Here is a 19,805-nt window from a genome sequence, read left to right as displayed (position 1 = left end):
ACATCGCCACTACGATGACCCGAGTGAATTCCGCCCCCGCCGACGACGAGCTCGCCCCCGGACCCACCGAATGGGGTGAGCATCCGCACGGTGTCGGACCCTGGCGGGACGAATTCGGCACCGAACCACCCGACGATCCCCGGCTCGATCCGCAATTGCTCGAGCACGGCGACCGCCGCAATGTGGTCGACGCCTACCGCTACTGGACCCGCGAGGCGATCGTCGCCGATATCGACAGCCGCCGGCACCCCTTCCACGTGGCCATCGAGAACTTCGGTCACGACGCGAACATCGGCACCGTGGTCCGCACCGCCAATGCCTTCGCCGCCGCGGCCGTCCACATTGTCGGCCGCAAGCGCTGGAATCGCCGCGGCGCCATGGTCACCGACCGCTACCAGCACATCGAGCACCACCCCGACATCACCGACCTGCTCGCCTACGCGGCAGCCCACGACCTCACCGTCGTCGCCGTCGACAATGTCCCCGGCTCGGTCCCCCTGGAAACCGCCGACCTCCCCCGCAACTGCCTGCTGCTGTTCGGCCAGGAGGGCCCCGGCGTCACCGCAGCCGCCAAGGACGCCGCTCTCCTCACGGTCTCCATCGCCCAATTCGGTTCCACCCGAAGCATCAACGCGGGCGTCGCCGCGGGCATCGCCATGCACGCCTGGATCCGCCAGCACGCCGACCTCTCCGCAGCCTGGTGAGACCCTCGATTTCCTCGCAGAACTCGAAGAGGTAACAAATCAGCCCGTAGGGGAGTATTCGGACTGGCACGATAAGGGCTATGACTTCGCGGACCGGGCGCAATATCGAGCCGACGGCTGCCCTGTGGGCGGAGCGGGCCGATCTGGCGGAGTCGGGGATCGTGTCCCGGCATGTGCGGGCGCTGTGGGCGCTGCCCGGGACGGCGCTGGGGGTGGTGGGCTGGCCGGCCACCAAGCGGGAGCGCGGGTTCGCGTCCTGGCATTACTGGTGGCAGGCGCATCTGGTGGATTGTGCGGTGGATGCGGCGAATCGGGCGCCCACGCCGGTGCGGCGGCGGCGGATCGGGGCGCTGGCGCGGGGGATCCGGATGCGGAACATCACCGGATGGACGAACCGCTACTACGACGATATGGCCTGGCTCGCAATCTCATTGGAGCGGGCGGAGCGCACGCAGGGGATCGAGGAGGTGCGCGGCGGGCTGCTGGCGCTGGACAAGGAGTTGTACAACGGGTGGGCGCCGGAGGCCGGTGGCGGCATGCCGTGGCGGAAGGGCTCGGATTTCTACAATGCCCCCGCCAATGGCCCGGTCGGCATCGCCATGGCGCGCCTGGGCCGATACGCGCGGGCGCAGGAGATCGCCGACTGGCTCGACAACACCCTGCGCGACAAGGAAACCGGCCTGATCTTCGACGGAATCCATCTGCCGGGCGGGGAAATCGAGAAGCCGGTGTACAGCTACTGCCAGGGCGTGGTGCTCGGACTGGAAACCGAACTCGCCGTGCACACCGGTGAGCCCCGGCATATCGAACGCGCACTGCGGCTGCTCGACGCCATCGAGGAGCACATGGTGGTGGGCGGCGTGGTCGTCGGCGGTGGCGGGGGCGACGGCGGACTGTTCAACGGGATTCTCATCCGCTATCTGGCCCTCACCGCGATCATGCTGCCGGGCGACGAGGATGTGCACGAGCAGGCGCGGCGCAAGGCCGCCGCCATCGTCCGCAATTCCGCGACCGCGGCCTGGGAGCATCGACTAGAGGTCGAGGGTGAGCCGCTGTTCGGCCCGGATTGGCGGCAACCCGCCCGATTACCCGGCATCTCCGGCGCGGGCCATCTCACCGCGGGCGGTTCGGTCACCGCCTCCCGGACCCCGGAACGCGACCTGTCCGTTCAGCTTTCGGGCTGGAAACTCATGGAGGCCGCGCACACCGTCACGGCCGCCGGGCTCTAGAAATCACTGCCGCCGGGCTCTGAGCACTACCCCTGCCGGTTCGCCGGGCTCGGCGCCTCTGCGGTTTCCACGTCGAAATCCTCGGCGGGACGCGACATTTCCAGCCGGTACTGCCGAATCCCGATGATCGTGCCCAGCACCAGGCCCACGACCAGCGTGCCGATCACCGCCGGCATCAGCCACGACATGTCCTCGATGAAACTGCCCGCGTAATACCCGATCAGCAGCAGCACCGGCGCCCAGATGATCGCCCCGATGGTCGACGCGATCGTGTACTTGCGGTGATCCATCCCCGCCGCACCCGCGACCAGCGGGCACAGCGTCCGCACCCACGGAATCCACCGCGCCACCAGCACGGCCAGGAACCCGTGCCGTTGCAGCAGTTCGGTCACCCGCGCCAGATTCGCGGTATTGATGTATTTGCCGTTCTTGCGCGCCACCAGGTGATGTCCGGTGCGCTCACCGACGACATAGCCGACCTGATTACCGGCAATGGCCGCGATCATGGTGCCCAGCGACAGCGCCCACACGTGACCCTCGCCATTGACCTGCGAGGCCAGCACCACACCGGCGGTGATCAGCATCGAGTCACCGGGCAGGAACAGCCCGATGATGAACGCGCACTCCAGGAACACGAAGGTGAGCACGACCGTCCAGACGAGCACCGGACCGGCCGTCTCGAGCGGCCCGAAGCTGCTGAAGGCGAGAGTTAGCGGGGCGCTGGACACCGGGGACTCAGCGATTCGGCTCGTTCGACGTGGCGGCCAGCTCCGCCTCCGGCTTGGTCCCGCGGTGCAGCAGGTTCTTCGCGACGGCGATGATGCCCGGCAGGATCGACACGAACACGATCAGCAGGAAGATGGCCTCGACATTGTCGCGAATGAAGGCCACATTGCCGAGGAAGTAGCCCAGCACGGTGACGCCGCCACCCCACAGGATGGCGCCCACGATGTCGAAGGACACGTACTTGCGGTAGCTCATCGCCGACACACCGGCCAGCACCGGCACGAAGGTGCGCGCGATGGGCACGAAACGGGCCAGGATGATCGCGCCCGGACCCCACTTCTCGAAGAAGGCGTGCGATTCGGTGACGTACTTCTTCTTGAAGAAACGCCCGTCCTCACGGTGATACAGCGCGGGCCCGAAACCCTTGCGGCCGATCCAGTACGCGCACTGATCGCCGGCGAAGGCCGTCAGCACGACCGCCGGCACCAGGATCCACACCGATACCGGCGGATTGTGCTGAGCCGACAGCAGACCACCGGTGAACAGCAGCGAATCGCCGGGCAGCAGTGGGAACAGCAAACCGGTCTCGATGAAGACGATGACCAGAATGGCTGGCAGCACCGCGTTCTTCAGCCACGACTCCGTCAGGAGATACATGGGGTCCAAGAACTGCGGAGTCGCCAGGGTCGTCACGGTGTCGGTAGCGGCCAGCAAGGTCACGGCCACCACAGTACCGGTCCTGCCCGCATCACACCCAACGTCATTGGAACCTCACAGAGTTGTTGGTGAACACCTCACCGACTTGTCAGGGATTGGAGGGCATTGCTTCGACCGGAAACGGGTTTGGCCTATCGTGTGGCCTGACAGAATTTTGTTGTACGCAGTTCACACAACGTGGAGGTCATTGTGCCCATCGCGACTCCGGAGATCTACGCCGAGATGATTGCTCGGGCCAAGGAGAACCACTTCGCGTTTCCCGCGATCAACTGCACGTCCTCGGAGACGATCAACGCGGCCATCAAGGGCTTCGCGGACGCGGGTAGCGACGGCATCATTCAGTTCTCCACCGGCGGTGCGGAATTCGGTTCCGGTCTGGGTGTGAAGGACATGGTCACCGGCGCGGTCGCGCTCGCCGAATTCGCGAATGTCGTTGCCGCGCGCTACGACGTGACCATCGCGCTGCACACCGACCACTGCCCCAAGGACAAGCTCGACACCTTCGTGCGCCCGCTGCTGGCCATCTCGGCCGAGCGCGTGAAGAACGGTCAGAACCCGCTGTTCCAGTCGCACATGTGGGACGGCTCCGCCATCCCGATCGACGAGAACCTCGAGATCGCGAAGGAACTGCTGAAGCAGGCGCACGCCGCCAACATCATCCTCGAGGTCGAGATCGGCGTCGTCGGCGGTGAAGAGGACGGCGTCGAGGCCGAGATCAACGACAAGCTGTACACCTCGCCGGAGGACTTCGAGAAGACCATCGACGCGCTCGGCGCGGGCGAGAACGGCAAGTACCTGCTCGCCGCCACCTTCGGCAACGTGCACGGCGTCTACAAGCCGGGCAATGTCGTCCTCAAGCCCGAGGTGCTCGCCGAGGGCCAGCGTGTCGCGGCCGCCAAGCTGGGTCTGGCCGCGGGTGCGCAGCCGTTCGACTTCGTCTTCCACGGCGGTTCCGGCTCGCTCAAGTCCGAGATCGAGGACTCGCTGAACTTCGGCGTCGTCAAGATGAACGTCGACACCGACACCCAGTACGCCTTCACCCGCCCGGTCGCCGGCCACATGTTCGGCAACTACGACGGCGTGCTCAAGATCGACGGCGAGGTCGGCAACAAGAAGGTCTACGACCCGCGCTCCTACCTGAAGAAGGCCGAGACCTCCATGGCCGCGCGCGTCCTCGAAGCCTGCAACGACCTGAAGTCGGCGGGCCGTTCGATCAGCGCCAAGTAAGCTCGTACACCGGGAACCTGTGAACTTCCTGGGATCCCGTGTGGAGAGTTGCGGTGGTGCGCGCCGCCAAGCGTCCTCGAGGTGGCCATGAGTGTCGATGTACGGGTCCTCGGCCCCGTGCAATTGCTGGTCGCCGGCCGGTCTGTGCCGGTCGGTGGCCCGAAGCCGCGTGCCCTGCTGGCAGCGCTGACCGTCAATCGGCGGCGGGCTGTGTCTTCGCAGGCGCTCGCCGACATCGTCTGGAACGACGATCCACCGGACTCGTATCAGGCGAGCCTGCAGGTGTTCGTGTCGAACATCCGCCGCACCCTGCGCACGGCCGGAGTCGATCCGGTGGCGCTGCTACGCACGGAATCGTCCGGGTATCGGCTCGAAATCGACGACGCGCGTTGCGATCTCGGACGGTTCGAGACCATTCGCCGATCGGGGCAGGAAGCCGCCGCGATCGGTAATCACGAGGGTGCGGCGCGGCTGTACGGCGAAGCGCTCGCCGAATGGAGCGGGCGCGCGCTGGACGATCTGTCCGGGCTCTCGTTCGCCGAAACCTTCGCCACCGCCATGGACGAGGAGCGGCTGCTCGTCGCCGCTGCGCGCATCGACGCCGAAATCGCTTGCGGGCGGGCGTCTTCGGTGGTCGGCGAACTGGTGTCGATGACCAATGCGCATCCGCTGCGGGAACCGCTGTGGGTGCAGCTCATTACCGCGCTGTATCTATCCGGGCGGCAGGCCGACGCGCTCGACGCCTGCCGGCGGGTGCGCACCGTGCTCGCCGATCAGCTCGGCATCGATCCGGGTCCGGCCCTGATCGCCCTCGAACAGCGGGTGCTGCGGCAGGAGCCGTTGCAGACCGCGCAGATCGCCGAGGTCGAGCGCATTGCCAAGGCCATGACCGAGACCGTCACCGAGATGCCGCGCGCCGTGCGCGCCGGGCAGCTGCGGATGCCGGACGGGCGCACCGTGCCGATCGGCGTGGGCGGCATGAAGATCGGCCGCATGACCGACAACGACCTGGTGCTCGACGACCCCAAGGCCAGCCGATACCACGCGCACATCACGCCCAGCCGGGCCGGGCTGCTCATCAAGGACCTGCATTCGGCCAACGGCGTGTTCATCAACGAGGAGCCCATCGAGAGCGGCGCGGTGCTCGCCGACGGCGACGCCATCCGGATCGGCTCCACCCTGTTGATCTTCCAGGCCCTACGCTGACCGACCCGCCCGGCGCGAGTTATCGATTCGGTGGAAAACCGGCGAGTGCCGCGGGTTTGCCGTCCGCCCGGGGTAGGGTCTGCGCCGGATGTGTCCGATGAGCCCGATTGTCGAGAGGGTTGATGCATGGCCAAGCGGCTGCTGGCAGCTGCAGGAGTGGCGGTCTTCGGAGCAGGTGTGCTCGTAGGTTCGGACGGATCGGTCGCAGTCGCGGATCCCGGTCCGGCCAAAGGGGTTTCCGGCGCCGGACCCTGCCTCACCGACCCGAAACCCGTCCACGAATCACTGGTTCCGAAAACCCTCGAGGTGCCGGTCAACTATCCGGCCGTCACCGTCGATCCCGGACCGGCCAAGGTGAGCACGAACCGCGTGCGGATGGAACTGCCCGCTGACCCGTGCGTCAACCCGTGCCCGGACCTCACCGACGGGCCGCCCACCCCGCCCAGCGTCTTCGAACAGCTGGGGATTCCACGGTTGATCCTGCGACCGCAACCGTTCAATTTCGCGTTCCCCAACCCGAATCCGGAACCGGTGCCGCCCGGACCCGAACCCGCGAACCCGATCACCGAGCCCGCGCCGCAATCCCCGGCCCGGCCCGCGCCCGTGGTGTCGCAGGTGCGTGAGATCGCGAAACTGACCGGGGCGCACTCGATCAACCGCACCGACAAGCGCTGGCAGGTGCAGGGCACCGACCTCGGCATCTTCTGGGAGAGCAAGCCCGGGGAGGTTGCCATCGCCTTCGGCGACACGGTCGGCGCGAACTTCCATCCGCCGGGCGGGTTCGGCGACGACTGGCGCTCCAACCTGCTCGCCTTCAGCAGCGACCGCAATCTCGCCGACGGCGTCACCTTCGATCGCATGGTGACCGACAGTCGTTGCCACGCAGCCGAATTGCTCGGCAGCAAGAAGCTGGACAATGTCGAGATCACCACGATCCCGACCTCCGGTTTCGCGCTCGGCGACCGGCAGTACATGAGCTACATGTCCATCCGGACCTGGAACAGCGTGCCCGGCACCTTCTTCACCAACTACGGCGGCATCGCCTATTCCGACGACGGCGGCGAGAACTGGATCAAGGACCCGCATGCCAAGTGGGACAACATCTTCGGGATCACCAGTTTCCAGGTGAGCGCCATGGTGCCGGAGGGCGACTACGTGTACATGTTCGGCACGCCGAGCACGCGGCTGGCGGCGGTCGGGCTCGCACGGGTGCCTAAGGAGCAGGTGCTCAATCCCACCGCCTACCAGTACTGGAGCGACGGTGAATGGACCGCCGTCGGTGGGCATCACGCCGCCACCCCGGTGGTCGAGGGTCCGGCCGGTGAGCTCTCCGTGCGCTACGACGCGGCCCGGAAGCGCTGGCAGATGAGCTATCTCGACACCTCGCAGGCGGCCATCGTTGTGCGCGAATCGGATTCGCCGCAGGGAGTCTGGTCGCCGGGCACTCCGACGGTCAGCGCTCTCCAATTCCCGGAGCTCTACGGCGGTTTCATCCATCCGTGGTCCGAAGGCAACGACCTGTACTTCACCATGTCCACCTGGAGCGACTACAACGTCTACCTGATGGGCGCGCGCGTGGAGTGAGCCGTCGCCTTCGGTTTTCGCCGGATCAGGACAGCCGGACCTCGGCCACCGCGCGGCCGAACAGCTTCTTGCCCTCGGAGGTGGCGCCCAGCACGATGGTGGCCGTGCCCCGCTCGGCATCCGCGGACTTCACCTTGCCGGTGAACTCCACCATGGTCGGCGCGGTCGGCTCCACCGGCACGTAGCCGGAGAAACGCACGCTGAACTTGCTCAGCGCGGACGGGTCGCCCAGCCAGGAGGTGAGGTAGCTGGCGGTCAGGCCCATGGTGAGCATGCCGTGCGCGACCACCGTCGGCAGGCCGACCAGCTTGGCCGCCGCATCGCTGAAGTGAATGGGGTTCGGGTCGCCGGAGACGCCCGCGTAGTTCACCAGATCGCCGCGCGTGACCGGCATGGTGACCGCGGGCAGCTCGTCACCCGCGGCGACACCGGCCGCGGTGGGCACGGTGTGCACCGGGCGGGCCGGAGCCGGCGCCAGGAACTCGGTGACCTCGTCCGGCGACAGCAGCACGAGCCCGGTGGGGTCGGCCACCGCGGACTCGCCGGCATCGGAGATGTGGCCGTGCATGACCACGCCCGCCACCGTCTCCACGGCCGACGGATCGATCTCGACACCCTTGCGGGCCACGATCGTGGTGGTGGACACCAGCACCGGCAGGCCCAGCACGTCGTTCAACGTCACCTTCACGGTGATGAAGTCGTTGTCGCCGAACGAGCGAATCTGCTCGACCACCACATCCACCGCCAGGCGGTCCCCGGCCACGATCGGGCGCAGGAACTCGAAGACCTGATCGGTGTGCAGGGTCTGCGACACGTCGTACTCGGTGAGGACCGTGCCGATGAGCGAGCGGGTGGTGGCCGCGCCGATCACCGACGCGAAGGTCGGCGAGGCGATGAGGCCCTCGTAGCCGAGCTTCATGGCGTCGGCCTCGATGTGATGGGCCGGATGGTTGTTGCGCACGGCGCGCGCGAATTCGCGGATCTTCTCGCGGCCCACGTCGTAGTGATCACGGACACGGAAGTGTCTGCCGACCAGTTCGGTGGCGGTGGCCGTCGTGGCCTCTGCCGTTTCCGGCATGGTGTTCAGCTCCCTGCAATCGAAACCTGGTGGGCTCGCGCCAGTTCCGTGCCGACACGGCAAAGCGGCGAAGAGCCGCCATGGCATCGACAAGCCGTCGTGGCTGGCCCAGACAATCCGCGCCATGCTACCGGCGTGTCGGACCATTGACCAGATTTATGTGACGTTCATCGCGGGGTAACCACGAACACACCAATCCCCCCGGACAGTTCATCGCCCGGGGGGATTCGAACGTTTACCCGGCTACCCGGTAGCCGGGTCGCACACCTTCCAACCGCCATCGGTATTGCGCAGATCGAACGTCCGCGCCGACTGCTTCCCCGGATCGGCTTCGGTATACACGGTCGCCTGCGCCAACGCCGTATCCCCGGTGATCTGAACGGCATCCACGCTCTTCACCACCGGAATACTCTTCTGCTCCTTCGACGTCTGATAAACCCCGGCGAACTGCTCCGCCGAAATATTCTGATAGAAGTCGTGCTGCGTCCCACAGGTAATCCCGCGCAACGCCTCCAAATCCCCTGCGGCCAGTGCATCCGTATACGTGGCAATAGCCCGCTTCACCTGCCCCTGCGGTGAATTGTCCGTGCTCCCCTTCGCCACCGCGAAAATCACGCCACCCACCACCAGCACCGCCACCACCGCGGCAGCAATCACCAGCAGCAACTTCTTATTGGCGCCCCCACCGGCCTTCGCCTCGGCCCCCGCGGTTCCCGCATTCGCCTCACCCGCAGCCGGAACCCGTTGCGGCTGAGCAAGAGTCCGCCCCTGCCCAACACCACCCGCTCCCGCGGCAGCACCACCCTGTCCCGCAACAGCACCACCTTGAACGCCAGCAGCACCACCTTGACCGCCAGCAGCGCCGCCTTGACCTGCGGGAGCACCGCCTTGTCCTGCGGCAGAGCCCGCCTGCCCGGCTCCGGCCAGCCCAGCGAGAGGCCCACCCGCACCGGCATTCTGGCCCGGCCCACCGGCAGGGCCACTCGCTCCGCCGGTCCGATTCGGTCCCGCCGCAGCTCCACCGGCAGGCGCTCCAGCCTTGCCGAGCGCCGGCCCAGCAGCGGCCCCGGCCTGCGAGCCGCTCTTACCGAGTGCCGGCCCACCGCCCTGCGGCTCGCCTTGTCCCGCGCCCTGAGGTCCACCGCTGTGCGGTGCGCCCGGTCCCTGCTGCACCGGCCCGGCCCCCATCGGACCACCTTGCGGCCCAGCCTTTCCCGCGCCACCGGGCCCGGTGAGCCCCGGTCCCTGCGGTGGTGCGCCGACCGGGCGTCCACCCTGTGGCGCTCCCGGTCCGCCGGGTCCCTGCGGGCCGCCCGCACCCGGACGCCCCGCGCCCGGCACGGCCCGAGGCCCGCGCGTCGTCTTCTCGGGCACGGTGGGCTGCACGTCGGCAGGCGACTGCGCAGACCCCAACCGCGGCGGCGCGGACGGCCGCCCCTCCGGAGACGGGTGCGTGTCCTCCACATTCGCATCGCCAGGCGCACCCGGTCCTTGCTGCGGTGCACCCGGTCGTCCCGGCGGAACCCCCGGCCCACCGGGTCGCCCCGGCCCGCCGGGCCCGCCTGCCGCGCCCGGCCCCTGACCCGGCCGCCCGGGGCCACCCGGGCCCTGCGCCGGTGCGCCCGGACCAGCCGCCCCCGGTCCCGGCCGACCCGGTGCCTGACCCGGTCCGCCCGGACCTTGACCCGGCGCACCCGGCCCCTGACCGGGCCCGCCGGGCGCGACATTCCGCGGCCCGGCATTGATCCGAGGCGTCACCGGCGGCTTGCTCATCGGCCGCGCCCCCTGCTGCGGCGAAGTCCGGATCTTCTCGGTGGCTTGTGTAGGCGAAACGGCCGGCATCACGGTCGTGGCATCGCCGGAACCCGGAACCTGCTGTATGGCAACAGTTTCCGCATCCACCGGGCCGTCCGCGCGAGGGCCGTCGCCCTGCTCGGCTCCCGAGGCGTCACCTGCGGCGTCCGTCGCGGACGAACCGGATCGCCCACCGCTCACCGGATTCCCACCGGGTTGTTCGCCGCCTGCTCGATTCGTCTCCGACGGCGAATTGCTCTGCGGGCCATCCGCATCGGTACGACCGCCACTGGGCTGTGCACCGCCGGAACGGTCCTGGCCCACCGTCGTATCCCCGGACCGGCCTTGCGGTTGCGCGGCGGGTTGACCGCCCGGCGCTGGGGCCGGTCCGGATCCTGCTGGGGCGGGCTGGTTTTGGGGTGCGGTGCCGCCCTTGCCGGCGGTGAAAGCGCCGGTGTCGTCGCGGTTGGTGGAGCCGGGGGCGGTGATATCGGTGGGGGCGGCGCCGGATGCGCCTGCCGCGCCTGCCGGGCGGACCGGGTCCGCCGGGGTGCCCGGACGGGAGCCGGGAGCGATCGGAGTGGTGGCGTCCTGCGGGGTGCCGGGGCGCGAGACCGAGGGGACCGACTGGAACTTGGTGGTGGCCTCGGCATCCGGAGTCGACTGGGCCGGGCCGGGCTGGGCTGCACCGCTGGACTGACCTGTTCCGCCGGATCGGCCCGCGCTGCCGGGTTGGTCCGTGCCGTAGCGGACTGTCGCTTCGAAGGCGGAGGCGTCCTGCGGGGCGGATCCGGGGCCGCGCTTACCGCCCTGGGGCGGCTCGTAGCTGATGGTGGCGAAGCCGGGGCGGCCCTGTGGGTTGGGTTGGGCGGCTGCGGGTTTCGCACCGGGACGGATGACCTCGGTGGCGGCGGTGGCGCTCGGGTCGGCAGGCGTGGTGCTCGCGGCGTCCGGGGTGCCCGGAGCAGCCGGGTGGGCAGGGCTCTGTGGCTGCTGGTCGTCGTTCGAGTCGGACACGCGCTACCCCTCGCTTCGGCGGAACTGTGATTCGACCAGTCAGCCTACTTAGCAATTCGAGACTCGGTGCACAATGATCGGCATGACCTCCTTCGGTGATCTGCTCGGGCCGCAGCCGGTACTGCTTCCGGAAAACCTCGACGCCGAGGAGGCGTTGCTCAACAAGCAGGATCCGGTCCTGGTGGCCGCCGCGCACCCGACCGCCTCCATCGCCTGGGCCCACCTCGCGGAAGCCGCCCTGGAGCGCGGCGCGGCCGCCGAGGAACCCGTCAATCACGACATCATTTCCGCGTACGCGTTCGCCCGCACCGGCTACCACCGCGGCCTGGACCTGTTGCGCCGCAACGGCTGGAAGGGTTTCGGCCCGGTCCCGTGGAGCCACGAGGGCAACCAGGGATTCCTGCGCAGCGTCGGCGCCCTGGCCAAGGCCGCCAAGGCCATCGGCGAGACCGACGAGTTCGCCCGCTGCCTGGACCTGCTCGAGGACTGCGACCCGCGCGCCGCCGCCGAACTCGGCCTCGACTGATTTGACCAGCGGCCTAGCCGACACCTTCGACGCTGCCAAGGAGAGCGTCGGTTCCCGCCTGCGCAAGGCGGGTAAACGGGTGCGCTCCTCACTGCTGCCGATCGTGCAGTGCGCGATCGGCGCGGGCCTGGCCTGGTTCCTCGCCCATCATGTGATCGGGCACGCGCAACCGTTCTTCGCGCCGATGGCCGCCATGATCTCCATCGGCGTCTCCTTCGGCGCCCGCCTGCGCCGCGCGGTCGAGCTGATCGTCGGAGTGGCGGTCGGCATCGGCATCGGCGACCTGTTCGTCTCGCAGGTGGGCACCGGTGCCTGGCAGATCATGGTGCTGGTGCTGGTGGCCATGAGCACCGCCGTCTTCCTGGACGGCGGCCCGGTGATCACCATGCAGGCGGCCAGTTCCGCGGTCCTGGTGGCGACCCTGCTGCCCCCGCATTCCGGCGGCGCGAGCCTGCGCATGGTGGACGCGCTGGTCGGCGGTCTGGTGGGAATCGTTGTGGTGGCGGCGCTTCCGCTGCATCCGGTGCGCCGGGCGCGGCAGCAGGCGGCCGACATTCTCGCCGTCATGGGCAAGTCACTCACCGAATGCGCGGACGGCCTGCTCGAACACGACGCCGACAAGATCAAGACGGCGCTCGAATCGGTGCGCGGCACGCAGCCCGCCATCGACTCGCTCCGCAACTCCCTGGCGGGCGGTTCCGAGATCATCCTGATCTCCCCGATGTACTGGAACTCGCGCAAACGCCTGGCCCGGCTGCAGGCCGCCGCCGACCCCCTCGACAATGCGATCCGCAATACGCGAGTCCTGCTGCGCCGCGCCCTCAGCTCCGTCCGCGACGACGAGGTGCTCGATCCGCGCCTGATCCAAGAAGTCGAGAAGCTCGGTCAGGCAGTCGATGTGGTGCGCCGCATGATGCTCGCCGACCCGGACGAACAGCCCGATCCAGCGGAAGCGTCACGCGTGCTGCGCAAGGTCGGCAAGGGCGCCACCAAGGATCTGGTCGACGGCTCCGGCATCTCCGCGCACGTGGTCTTCGCGCAGCTGCGTTCCATCGTGGTCGATCTGATGCAGGTGTGCGGTGTCCGCCGCCTCTCGGCAATGGCCCTGCTACCGCCGACCGTCCCGCACCCCTACGTCACCCCCATCGATTGAGGGCATCCCCCGCGCGGATTCATCGATCTTTCGAGTAGTGCGCTACTCGGGTGTATTCCTTTGCGCCGCTCTAATTTCGATGCATGGCCGGGTTCGCGAGGGGTAAACCCGGCCTTACTCTTCCCCGATGGACGCTCAGCTCCAGAACCGCGTCAGGATGCTCCCGTTCACCGACCACCACTCCGGCACCCCGGACAGCGTGAACAGCGCGTAGATGCCGTTGAAGAATGCCTGATTCACCTGCGGAACGAAGAACAGCACCGCCACCAGCAGCAGCACGCCGTACGGCTTGATCTGATCCATCGACCGTCGCGTCTGATAGCTCAGCGACGGCTCCAGAATCCCGTACCCGTCTGTTCCGGGCACCGGGATCAGGTTCAGCACGGTCGCGGTGATCTGCAGGAACGCAAGGAAACTCAGCCCGAACCAGAACGGCATGTTCGAGTACTCCGCCGATTCGCCGAACACCCGGATGAGGACCAGCAGCAGGATCGCGAGCACTGCGTTCACGGCCGGGCCGGCGCCACTCAGGATTCGCTGGGTGCGGGGGCTGAAGTTGTGCGAGTGCACGTATACCGCGCCACCGGGGAGAGCGAATCCGCCGAGCGCGATGAACACCACCGGTAGCCCGATCGATAGGAGGGGATGCGAGTACTTGAGGGGGTTCAGGGTGAGGTACCCGCGCACCTCCACATCGCGGTCGCCGGCACGCCACGCCACGTACGCGTGCGCGAACTCGTGCAGGCAGACCGACACGATCCAGCCCGCCACGACCATGATGAAGACGCCGAGTTTGGCCTGCCACGACTCCCATTCGGCGGAATCCCAGGCGAGTGCGCCGCCCGCGACCGCGATCAGCACGACGAGGAGGAACACCGGACTCGGTCGCACCGCGCCGTGCGCGCGCCCCACCTGCGGGAAGGTCATGGATGCTCCTCAGCGGACCAGTAGCCAGGGTTCGTGATGGCGGTAGAAGGTGGAGCGTCGCACCGGTTTGTCGGTGGTGACGCCGTCGCGGGTGACGATCGCGCCACGGGTGCCCAGCTGCATGGCCCGGCCTTCGACCCACTTCTTCTTGCGCAGGCCGCGCACCACGGTGGCGTGCAGGCCCGGCATCTCCAGTGTGGGCGAAACGTGCAGGGCTGCCACTTTTCCGGTGAACAGCCGCGTGTCGTCCACGTACGCTTCGCCTTCCAGCTTCTCACCGCGCGGGCCGGTGAGGGTGGCGCGGCCGATGAGCACCTTGCCGGTGTCGTCGCGGATGAGCGGGGTTTCCATGGCCTTGCCCTCGAGGGCGCGTTTGGCGGCAGCATTGCCGGTGCCGGTCTCGTAGGCGCGGGACCCGTAGGTGCGGTCGACGGGCACGAACCCGATCTCCACATTGAGTCGCTCGGTGCGCATGAGGTGGGTGAGCACGGCGGCCAGTCCGGCGTCCTCACCGAGCACGATGAGGCGCGGCAAACTGTCGGCGGCCATGACGGGCAGCAGTTCGTCCAGCGCGTTCGGGTCCGGTATGGCCGAGGTCTGGGTGGTGGGAAGAGAGGCGAGCGCGATCGGAACGGGTGCGCCGTCGCAGCGGAGAACATGGGTACTCAACTGCGGTACACCCTCCTCTGACACGCCAACACGATCGCCTCACTGCGTCTGTTCCGGCGGACCCTGCCCGGTCCGACTCCCCGTGCCACCATAGCTCTGTCTTATTTGCCGCGCTTCGCTCGATGCCTAGCCGTTACGCCGCATTCGTCCCGTGCCCGGGTCGCGAACCAGGTGGTATTCGAGCATCTACTAGACTGTGCCTCCGGCCACCGCCTTCTGACGGCGGGTAGCTGCAGCATCACCGGTGCTGCGCGTCGAACCCGTAGGAGACTCCAAGATGCCGGCAATCGTGCTGATCGGCGCCCAGTGGGGCGACGAGGGCAAGGGCAAAGCAACCGACCTGCTCGGTGACCGGGTCCAATGGGTTGTCCGCTACCAGGGCGGAAACAATGCGGGTCACACCGTGGTGCTGCCCAACGGCGACAAGTTCGCGCTGCACCTCATCCCCTCCGGCATTCTCACCCCCGATGTGACCAACGTCATCGGCAATGGCGTGGTCGTCGATCCGGGCGTGCTGCTGGCCGAACTCGGCGGTCTGGAAGAGCGCGGCGTGGACACCTCCCGCCTGCTGCTCTCGGCCGACGCGCACCTGATCATGCCGTACCACGTGGCCATCGATAAGGTCACCGAACGCTTCCTCGGCAACAAGAAGATCGGCACCACCGGCCGCGGCATCGGCCCCTGCTACCAGGACAAGGTCGCCCGCGTCGGCGTCCGCGTGGCCGATGTGCTGGACGAGAAGATCCTCACCCAGAAGGTCGAGGCCGCACTGGAATTCAAGAACCAGGTGCTGGTGAAGATCTACAACCGCCGGGCGCTGGATCCCGCGCAGGTGGTGGACGAGGTGCTCACCAAGGCCGAGGGCTTCAAGCACCGCATCGCCGATTCCCGCCTGCTGCTCAACGAGGCGCTCGAGCGCGGCGAGATCGTGCTGCTCGAAGGTTCGCAGGGCACCCTGCTGGACGTCGACCACGGCACCTACCCGTACGTGACCTCCTCCAACCCGACCTCGGGCGGCGCGGCGGTGGGCGCGGGCGTCGGCCCCAACAAGATCACCACCGTGCTCGGCATCCTCAAGGCGTACACCACCCGCGTCGGCTCCGGCCCGTTCCCGACCGAGCTGTTCGACAACTCGGGCGAATACCTGGCCAAGACCGGCGGCGAGGTCGGCGTCACCACCGGCCGCGCCCGCCGCACCGGCTGGTTCGACGCCGTGATCGGCCGCTACGCCACCCGCGTCAACGGCATCACCGACTACTTCCTCACCAAGCTGGACGTCCTCTCCAGCCTGGACACCATCCCGATCTGCGTCGCCTACGAGATCGACGGCAAGCGTGTGGACGAAATGCCCACCACGCAAACCGATTTCCACCACGCCAAGCCCATCTACGAAGAGATGCCCGGCTGGTGGGAGGACATCTCCGGCTGCCGCACCTTCGAAGAGTTGCCGGTGAACGCCCAGGCGTACGTGAAGCGCCTGGAAGAGCTTTCAGGCGCGCGGGTCTCCTGCATCGGCGTCGGCCCCGGCCGCGACCAGACCATCGTCCGCCACGACATCCTGTCGAAGTAGCGCCTCGGCTCGGTTACCGACACGAACAAAGCGGCGGTACCGAAATCGGTACCGCCGCTTCGTAATTCATTGCCCAATGGTTTGTTTGTCGAGGGTGGTCGGTCCTCAATACAGCGGGGCCAGTGGAGCGAGGGGGTCTGCCGCGTGTGGGGTCAGGGCGGCGTAGGCGGCGGCGATGGACTTCACGGCCACGCGGATGTCGGGTTCCTCGTGGGTGAAGGGGAGGCGGATGAAGCGTTCGAATGCGCCCTGAACGCCGAAACGTGGTCCGGCGGCGAGTAATACGCCGTGGTTGGGGGCGGTGGCGGCGAGAGCCGTCGATACCGGGGCGGGGAGTTGGGCCCACAGGGACATGCCGCCCGCGCCGGGGGAGACCCGCCATTCGGGCAGCTCCTCGGCAATGGCTTCGAGTAGCGCCGCGCGCCGGGAGCGCAGCTGGTGCCTTCTGGTGGTGAGGATTTCGGTCTCGTTCTGCAGCAGATAGACCGTGGCCAGCTGATCCATGACCGGGGTGCCGAGGTCGACGGTGGAGCGGGTGCCGAGCAGTTTGGTGATGAGTGACTGGTTCGCGCGGATCCAGCCCACGCGCAGGCCGCCCCAGAAGGATTTCGAGGCCGAGCCGATGGTGACTATCTCCGAGTTGCGGGCGAAAGAGGCTGCGGGAGGCATGATTTCGCCGTCGGTGAGGTGCAGATCCACCATGGATTCGTCGACGATGACGGTCATGCGGGTGTCGCGGGCGATGGAGGCCAGTTCGGCGCGGCCCTCGGCGTCCAGCAGCAGGCCGGTGGGGTTGTTGTAGTCGGGCACCATGTAGGCGACGCTGGCGGCGGTTTGCCTTGCGGCACTGCGGATTCCGGCCAGATCCCAGCCGTCCGGGAGCATGGGCACCGGGACCGGCCGGGCGCCCACATCGCGGATGGCCTCGATGGCATTGGGGTAGGAGGGGTGTTCGATGAGCACGCGCTCGGCGGGCGTGGTGAGCACGTTCAGCAGCAGCCGAAGTCCGTGCTGCGCACCGAGAGTCACCAGAATCTGCTCCGGATCGGTGGGCAGGCCGCGCTCGGTGTAGCGGCGGGCCAGCGCCTCGCGCAGCATGAGCATGCCGACGGGGTCCATGCCGTGCGTGCCCAGATAGGTTGGAAGACCTTGCAGGGCAAAGGAATACGCGTCGGTCATCTCGGCGGGCGCGGACATGGCGGCGAAGGTCATGTCGATGGTCGGCACCTCGGGCTGCGCCATCATGGCCAGCAGGCTGCGGGCCGGTTTGGTGCCGTCGTGCACGATCGTGGGCGGCAGTGCCACGGTGCTGCGGGAGCCCTGCCGGCTGATCAGATACCCGTGTTCGCGCAGCAGCGCGTACGCGGAGGTGACGGTGGTGCGGCTGACCGCGAGGGTGGTGGCCAAATCCCGTTCGCTGGGCAGCGCCACGCCCAGCGGTGCGCGGCCGTCGTGGATGAGGAGCCGAATGCTCTCCGCGAGCGCAACATACGCGGGCCGGGAAGGCCGCCGATTGCTGTCCGCCGCAGCGCCGGGTTCGTCGTGCCGCCACCGTCCCAGGTCGCGGGTCAGGCTGGCCGCGCCGATCACTCGTATCGCCATACAGGCCAGTATCGGGGCACTGGATATTTTCTTCAAGTCCTGGACCGGGCCACTATGGGTTCATGATCGCTCTACTCGCCTCCTTCGCGGTGGTCGCCGGCTTCGCCGCTGTCGTCTACCTGTTCGCTCCCAAGCCCGGCGAACGCTGGGGCATCCTGCTGGAGCGTTACCGCCCGCACGCCCCCATGTCGGACTGGTCGGTCGCGGATTATGAAGTGGCCCGCCAATATTCGGACCTCGCCGCGGCTCGCGCCCATCAGGACGCGGCCGCTCCCGTGCGCTCGTCCGCCCCGGTGCAGCGCCGCGCGCCCCGCTTCCCCGACCTGGCCAATATCCCGTGCCGCGAGGAAACAGTCCAGTTCTGAGAAACTGGACTGAATCCACTGGACTTGTCGGTCCCCGCGTGCACACTGGCCCTATGTCCGCCCCGCCCCGCCCGCACGCCTCGGCGGCGCTCTTCGACACCGCGATCGGCGCCTGCGCCATCGCCTGGAGCGCCACCGGGGTGGTGCGGTTCGCACTCCCCGAGCCGGTCCGGTCCGCCACCCGCACCCACATCCTGCGCCGCCACCGCATGCTCGACTTCCGTGAGGCCGTGCCCACCCCCGCCATCACCCGGGCCATCGAGAAGATCCAGGCCCACCTCACCGGCGAGCTCGACGACCTGCGCTGGATTCCCTTGGACACCAGCGCGATCAACGATTTCGACCGCGCCGTCTACACCATCGCTCGCGCCATCCCGCCCGGCCACACCCTCAGCTACGGCGCCGTCGCCGACCGCATAGGCGCTCCGGGCGCCGCCCAGGCCGTCGGACAATCCCTGGGCCGCAACCCGATTCCCCTCATCGTCCCCTGCCACCGCGTCCTCGCCGCAGACCACGCCCTGCACGGTTTCTCCGCTCCCGGCGGCATCAACACCAAGCTGCGACTACTCGAAATAGAACGCACCCCCGGCTTCGGCGAACCCACCCTCTTCTGAATTTCCCGGTGAACCGTGTAACCGAAGTGGCATAAAATTCGGTGGTCATCGGGAGGGGCGCGAGCGCACGGCTCGCGTTGCACAGGGAGGACCGAAGCGTGACCGACCCATTCCAGAAAAGCCAGCCAATGGACGGTTCACCCCAATACGGTCCCGCCGACACCTGGCCCGGCACTCCCTACGACCAGCCCACCCAGATGGCCCCCGGCCACCTGCCGCACCCCGGCTCGGGACCATATCCCCAACAGCCCTATCCCCAGCCCGATTACGCCCAACCCGCCTACACCCAGCCGGATTTCGCCCAACCGGCGTATGCCCCGGCACCCGGCGGTTTCCTCGTGGCCATCGGCGACATAGCGGTCACCGACACTTCGGTGATCACCCCCTCGGGCACCTTCCCCCTGCGCGGCTCCATCTGGACGGCCACCGACATGTCCCACACCACCGAGCGCATGCCCCCCTACGCCGTGGTGCTGGCCATCATCTTCTCCCTGGCCTGCGGCCTCGGCCTGCTCTTCCTCCTCATCAAGGAGCAGGTCATCGCTGGCTACATCCAGGTGACGGTAGCCAGCGAAGGCCGCTTCCACTCCGCCATGATCCCCGTCCAGAACCAGCACACCTTCCCCATGGTCATGCACCAGGTCAACTACGCCCGCTCCCTCAGCGCCATGTAACCCCCTCGCACGCGAAAAAGCGCCCGCACCAACGATTCCGGTGCGGACGCCTTCGTTCTGTCGCCGAGGGGCTCTATGCGCTCGACTACTCTCCGGCCTTGACGATCGGACCCCAGTAGTAGAACGGCGCACTGGAACCGGTGCAGAAGACCCACACGTCGGCGCCCGGCGCGAAGCGCAGGTAGAGCGGACGCCCGGTCGAGAAACCGGTCATCGGATCGGATCCGACGAAGGGGGCCTGCAGACTCCAGCCACCGCAGTTCCACCACTCGCCCGGGGCGGGATCCATGCGGATCACTCCTCCGGGTTCCGGGGTGGCGACCGGCGGTGTCGCCGATGCGGCGGGCGCGCTGATGATCGCGCATGCGGCAACAGCGCCGCTCAGGTACCACCGCGCGAGCGAGAGCTGAATTCCCAATCAAT

21 protein-coding genes are annotated in these 19,805 nt (G+C 68.0%); 12 read left to right on the top strand and 9 right to left on the bottom strand.

Features of this window, described 5'->3' with window-relative positions; genetic code table 11:
- Window positions 1-14: 14 nt before the first annotated feature.
- Complete coding sequence (locus tag H0264_RS37805) at window positions 15-704, top strand: TrmH family RNA methyltransferase (RefSeq protein WP_181581983.1); 690 nt, start codon at window positions 15-17, stop codon at window positions 702-704.
- Between the two features lie 80 nt (window positions 705-784).
- Window positions 785-1,933 (top strand): glycoside hydrolase family 76 protein, encoded by a 1,149-nt coding sequence (locus H0264_RS37800; RefSeq protein WP_181581982.1) that lies wholly within the window; start codon window positions 785-787, stop codon window positions 1,931-1,933.
- 26 nt (window positions 1,934-1,959) lie between these two features.
- On the opposite strand, the gene H0264_RS37795 is transcribed toward H0264_RS37800, so the two are convergent.
- Together H0264_RS37795 and H0264_RS37790 are read right to left on the bottom strand one after the other, a co-directional pair.
- The gene (locus tag H0264_RS37795; protein WP_181581981.1) at window positions 1,960-2,661 is read right to left on the bottom strand and encodes a DedA family protein; all 702 of its coding nucleotides are present in this window, start codon (window positions 2,659-2,661) and stop codon (window positions 1,960-1,962) included.
- A gap of 7 nt (window positions 2,662-2,668) precedes the next feature.
- Window positions 2,669-3,316 carry a DedA family protein gene (locus H0264_RS37790; RefSeq protein WP_181586122.1) on the bottom strand — a complete coding sequence of 216 codons (648 nt, stop codon included), beginning with the start codon at window positions 3,314-3,316 and terminating at the stop codon, window positions 2,669-2,671.
- 249 nt (window positions 3,317-3,565) lie between these two features.
- Here H0264_RS37790 and fbaA point away from each other — a divergent pair, with 249 nt between their 5' ends.
- The 3 genes from fbaA (at window position 3,566) to H0264_RS37775 (ending at window position 7,393) form a co-directional block, all read left to right on the top strand.
- Complete coding sequence (gene fbaA, locus H0264_RS37785; RefSeq protein WP_181581980.1) at window positions 3,566-4,603, top strand: class II fructose-bisphosphate aldolase; 1,038 nt, start codon at window positions 3,566-3,568, stop codon at window positions 4,601-4,603.
- Between the two features lie 87 nt (window positions 4,604-4,690).
- Window positions 4,691-5,809 carry a BTAD domain-containing putative transcriptional regulator gene (locus tag H0264_RS37780; protein ID WP_181581979.1) on the top strand — a complete coding sequence of 373 codons (1,119 nt, stop codon included), beginning with the start codon at window positions 4,691-4,693 and terminating at the stop codon, window positions 5,807-5,809.
- Between the two features lie 126 nt (window positions 5,810-5,935).
- Window positions 5,936-7,393 (top strand): DUF4185 domain-containing protein, encoded by a 1,458-nt coding sequence (locus tag H0264_RS37775; protein WP_181581978.1) that lies wholly within the window; start codon window positions 5,936-5,938, stop codon window positions 7,391-7,393.
- Between the two features lie 25 nt (window positions 7,394-7,418).
- Here H0264_RS37775 and H0264_RS37770 read toward each other — a convergent pair whose 3' ends face one another.
- The 3 genes from H0264_RS37770 to H0264_RS39135 all read right to left on the bottom strand — a co-directional run bounded on the left by H0264_RS37770 (window position 7,419) and on the right by H0264_RS39135 (window position 9,454).
- A complete protein-coding gene (locus H0264_RS37770) occupies window positions 7,419-8,471 on the bottom strand; it encodes a fused (3R)-hydroxyacyl-ACP dehydratase subunits HadA/HadB (protein ID WP_181581977.1) in 1,053 nt (350 codons plus the stop codon).
- A gap of 243 nt (window positions 8,472-8,714) precedes the next feature.
- Window positions 8,715-9,128 (bottom strand): Rv0361 family membrane protein, encoded by a 414-nt coding sequence (locus tag H0264_RS37765; protein ID WP_476703703.1) that lies wholly within the window; start codon window positions 9,126-9,128, stop codon window positions 8,715-8,717.
- Window positions 9,125-9,454: a hypothetical protein gene (locus tag H0264_RS39135; RefSeq protein WP_181581975.1), complete on the bottom strand. Its 330-nt coding sequence runs from the start codon at window positions 9,452-9,454 to the stop codon at window positions 9,125-9,127. The genes H0264_RS37765 and H0264_RS39135 overlap by 4 nt, the downstream gene beginning before the upstream one ends.
- A gap of 1,910 nt (window positions 9,455-11,364) precedes the next feature.
- On the opposite strand from H0264_RS39135, the gene H0264_RS37755 reads away from it, so the two are divergent.
- Both H0264_RS37755 and H0264_RS37750 read left to right on the top strand, forming a co-directional pair.
- Window positions 11,365-11,808 carry a DUF3151 domain-containing protein gene (locus H0264_RS37755; protein WP_181581974.1) on the top strand — a complete coding sequence of 148 codons (444 nt, stop codon included), beginning with the start codon at window positions 11,365-11,367 and terminating at the stop codon, window positions 11,806-11,808.
- 1 nt (window position 11,809) lies between these two features.
- Window positions 11,810-12,961 (top strand): FUSC family protein, encoded by a 1,152-nt coding sequence (locus H0264_RS37750; protein WP_181581973.1) that lies wholly within the window; start codon window positions 11,810-11,812, stop codon window positions 12,959-12,961.
- 135 nt (window positions 12,962-13,096) lie between these two features.
- On the opposite strand, the gene H0264_RS37745 is transcribed toward H0264_RS37750, so the two are convergent.
- Both H0264_RS37745 and H0264_RS37740 read right to left on the bottom strand, forming a co-directional pair.
- Window positions 13,097-13,888 (bottom strand): site-2 protease family protein, encoded by a 792-nt coding sequence (locus H0264_RS37745; RefSeq protein ID WP_181581972.1) that lies wholly within the window; start codon window positions 13,886-13,888, stop codon window positions 13,097-13,099.
- A 9-nt stretch (window positions 13,889-13,897) separates the two neighbouring features.
- Complete coding sequence (locus tag H0264_RS37740) at window positions 13,898-14,557, bottom strand: hypothetical protein (protein ID WP_181581971.1); 660 nt, start codon at window positions 14,555-14,557, stop codon at window positions 13,898-13,900.
- 277 nt (window positions 14,558-14,834) lie between these two features.
- On the opposite strand from H0264_RS37740, the gene H0264_RS37735 reads away from it, so the two are divergent.
- Complete coding sequence (locus H0264_RS37735) at window positions 14,835-16,127, top strand: adenylosuccinate synthase (protein WP_181581970.1); 1,293 nt, start codon at window positions 14,835-14,837, stop codon at window positions 16,125-16,127.
- A gap of 105 nt (window positions 16,128-16,232) precedes the next feature.
- Here H0264_RS37735 and yczR read toward each other — a convergent pair whose 3' ends face one another.
- Window positions 16,233-17,729 (bottom strand): MocR-like transcription factor YczR, encoded by a 1,497-nt coding sequence (gene yczR, locus H0264_RS37730; protein WP_181581969.1) that lies wholly within the window; start codon window positions 17,727-17,729, stop codon window positions 16,233-16,235.
- A 62-nt stretch (window positions 17,730-17,791) separates the two neighbouring features.
- Between yczR and H0264_RS37725 the strand changes: the two genes are divergently transcribed.
- The 3 genes from H0264_RS37725 (at window position 17,792) to H0264_RS37715 (ending at window position 19,382) form a co-directional block, all read left to right on the top strand.
- Window positions 17,792-18,094 carry a hypothetical protein gene (locus H0264_RS37725; RefSeq protein ID WP_181581968.1) on the top strand — a complete coding sequence of 101 codons (303 nt, stop codon included), beginning with the start codon at window positions 17,792-17,794 and terminating at the stop codon, window positions 18,092-18,094.
- A gap of 53 nt (window positions 18,095-18,147) precedes the next feature.
- The gene (locus tag H0264_RS37720; RefSeq protein WP_181581967.1) at window positions 18,148-18,708 is read left to right on the top strand and encodes a methylated-DNA--[protein]-cysteine S-methyltransferase; all 561 of its coding nucleotides are present in this window, start codon (window positions 18,148-18,150) and stop codon (window positions 18,706-18,708) included.
- A 98-nt stretch (window positions 18,709-18,806) separates the two neighbouring features.
- Window positions 18,807-19,382, top strand: a complete 576-nt coding sequence (locus H0264_RS37715; protein WP_181581966.1) for a hypothetical protein — start codon at window positions 18,807-18,809, stop codon at window positions 19,380-19,382.
- Window positions 19,383-19,467: 85 nt separating this feature from the next.
- Here H0264_RS37715 and H0264_RS37710 read toward each other — a convergent pair whose 3' ends face one another.
- Complete coding sequence (locus H0264_RS37710; RefSeq protein ID WP_181581965.1) at window positions 19,468-19,671, bottom strand: hypothetical protein; 204 nt, start codon at window positions 19,669-19,671, stop codon at window positions 19,468-19,470.
- On the opposite strand from H0264_RS37710, the gene H0264_RS39130 reads away from it, so the two are divergent.
- Window positions 19,670-19,792 (top strand): hypothetical protein, encoded by a 123-nt coding sequence (locus H0264_RS39130; protein WP_276514525.1) that lies wholly within the window; start codon window positions 19,670-19,672, stop codon window positions 19,790-19,792. The two genes, H0264_RS37710 and H0264_RS39130, sit on opposite strands and share 2 nt — an antisense overlap.
- The last annotated feature ends 13 nt before the right edge of the window (window positions 19,793-19,805 follow it).

Origin of the sequence: Nocardia huaxiensis, from assembly GCF_013744875.1 — a bacterium.
Classification (GTDB): Bacteria; Actinomycetota; Actinomycetes; order Mycobacteriales; family Mycobacteriaceae; genus Nocardia; species Nocardia huaxiensis.
This window is presented reverse-complemented; position numbering and strand designations above follow the sequence as displayed.

Coding starts and splice junctions, on each gene's coding strand:
- H0264_RS37790 (WP_181586122.1), bottom strand. CDS start 3,316: ATGTATCTCCTGACGGAGTCGTGGCTGAAGAACGCGGTGCTGCCAGCC.
- H0264_RS37755 (WP_181581974.1), top strand. CDS start 11,365: ATGACCTCCTTCGGTGATCTGCTCGGGCCGCAGCCGGTACTGCTTCCG.
- H0264_RS37780 (WP_181581979.1), top strand. CDS start 4,691: ATGAGTGTCGATGTACGGGTCCTCGGCCCCGTGCAATTGCTGGTCGCC.
- H0264_RS37735 (WP_181581970.1), top strand. CDS start 14,835: ATGCCGGCAATCGTGCTGATCGGCGCCCAGTGGGGCGACGAGGGCAAG.
- H0264_RS39130 (WP_276514525.1), top strand. CDS start 19,670: ATGCGGATCACTCCTCCGGGTTCCGGGGTGGCGACCGGCGGTGTCGCC.
- H0264_RS37725 (WP_181581968.1), top strand. CDS start 17,792: ATGATCGCTCTACTCGCCTCCTTCGCGGTGGTCGCCGGCTTCGCCGCT.
- H0264_RS37745 (WP_181581972.1), bottom strand. CDS start 13,888: ATGACCTTCCCGCAGGTGGGGCGCGCGCACGGCGCGGTGCGACCGAGT.
- H0264_RS37720 (WP_181581967.1), top strand. CDS start 18,148: ATGTCCGCCCCGCCCCGCCCGCACGCCTCGGCGGCGCTCTTCGACACC.
- H0264_RS37775 (WP_181581978.1), top strand. CDS start 5,936: ATGGCCAAGCGGCTGCTGGCAGCTGCAGGAGTGGCGGTCTTCGGAGCA.
- yczR (WP_181581969.1), bottom strand. CDS start 17,729: ATGGCGATACGAGTGATCGGCGCGGCCAGCCTGACCCGCGACCTGGGA.
- H0264_RS37800 (WP_181581982.1), top strand. CDS start 785: ATGACTTCGCGGACCGGGCGCAATATCGAGCCGACGGCTGCCCTGTGG.
- H0264_RS37710 (WP_181581965.1), bottom strand. CDS start 19,671: ATGGATCCCGCCCCGGGCGAGTGGTGGAACTGCGGTGGCTGGAGTCTG.
- H0264_RS37805 (WP_181581983.1), top strand. CDS start 15: ATGACCCGAGTGAATTCCGCCCCCGCCGACGACGAGCTCGCCCCCGGA.
- H0264_RS37770 (WP_181581977.1), bottom strand. CDS start 8,471: ATGCCGGAAACGGCAGAGGCCACGACGGCCACCGCCACCGAACTGGTC.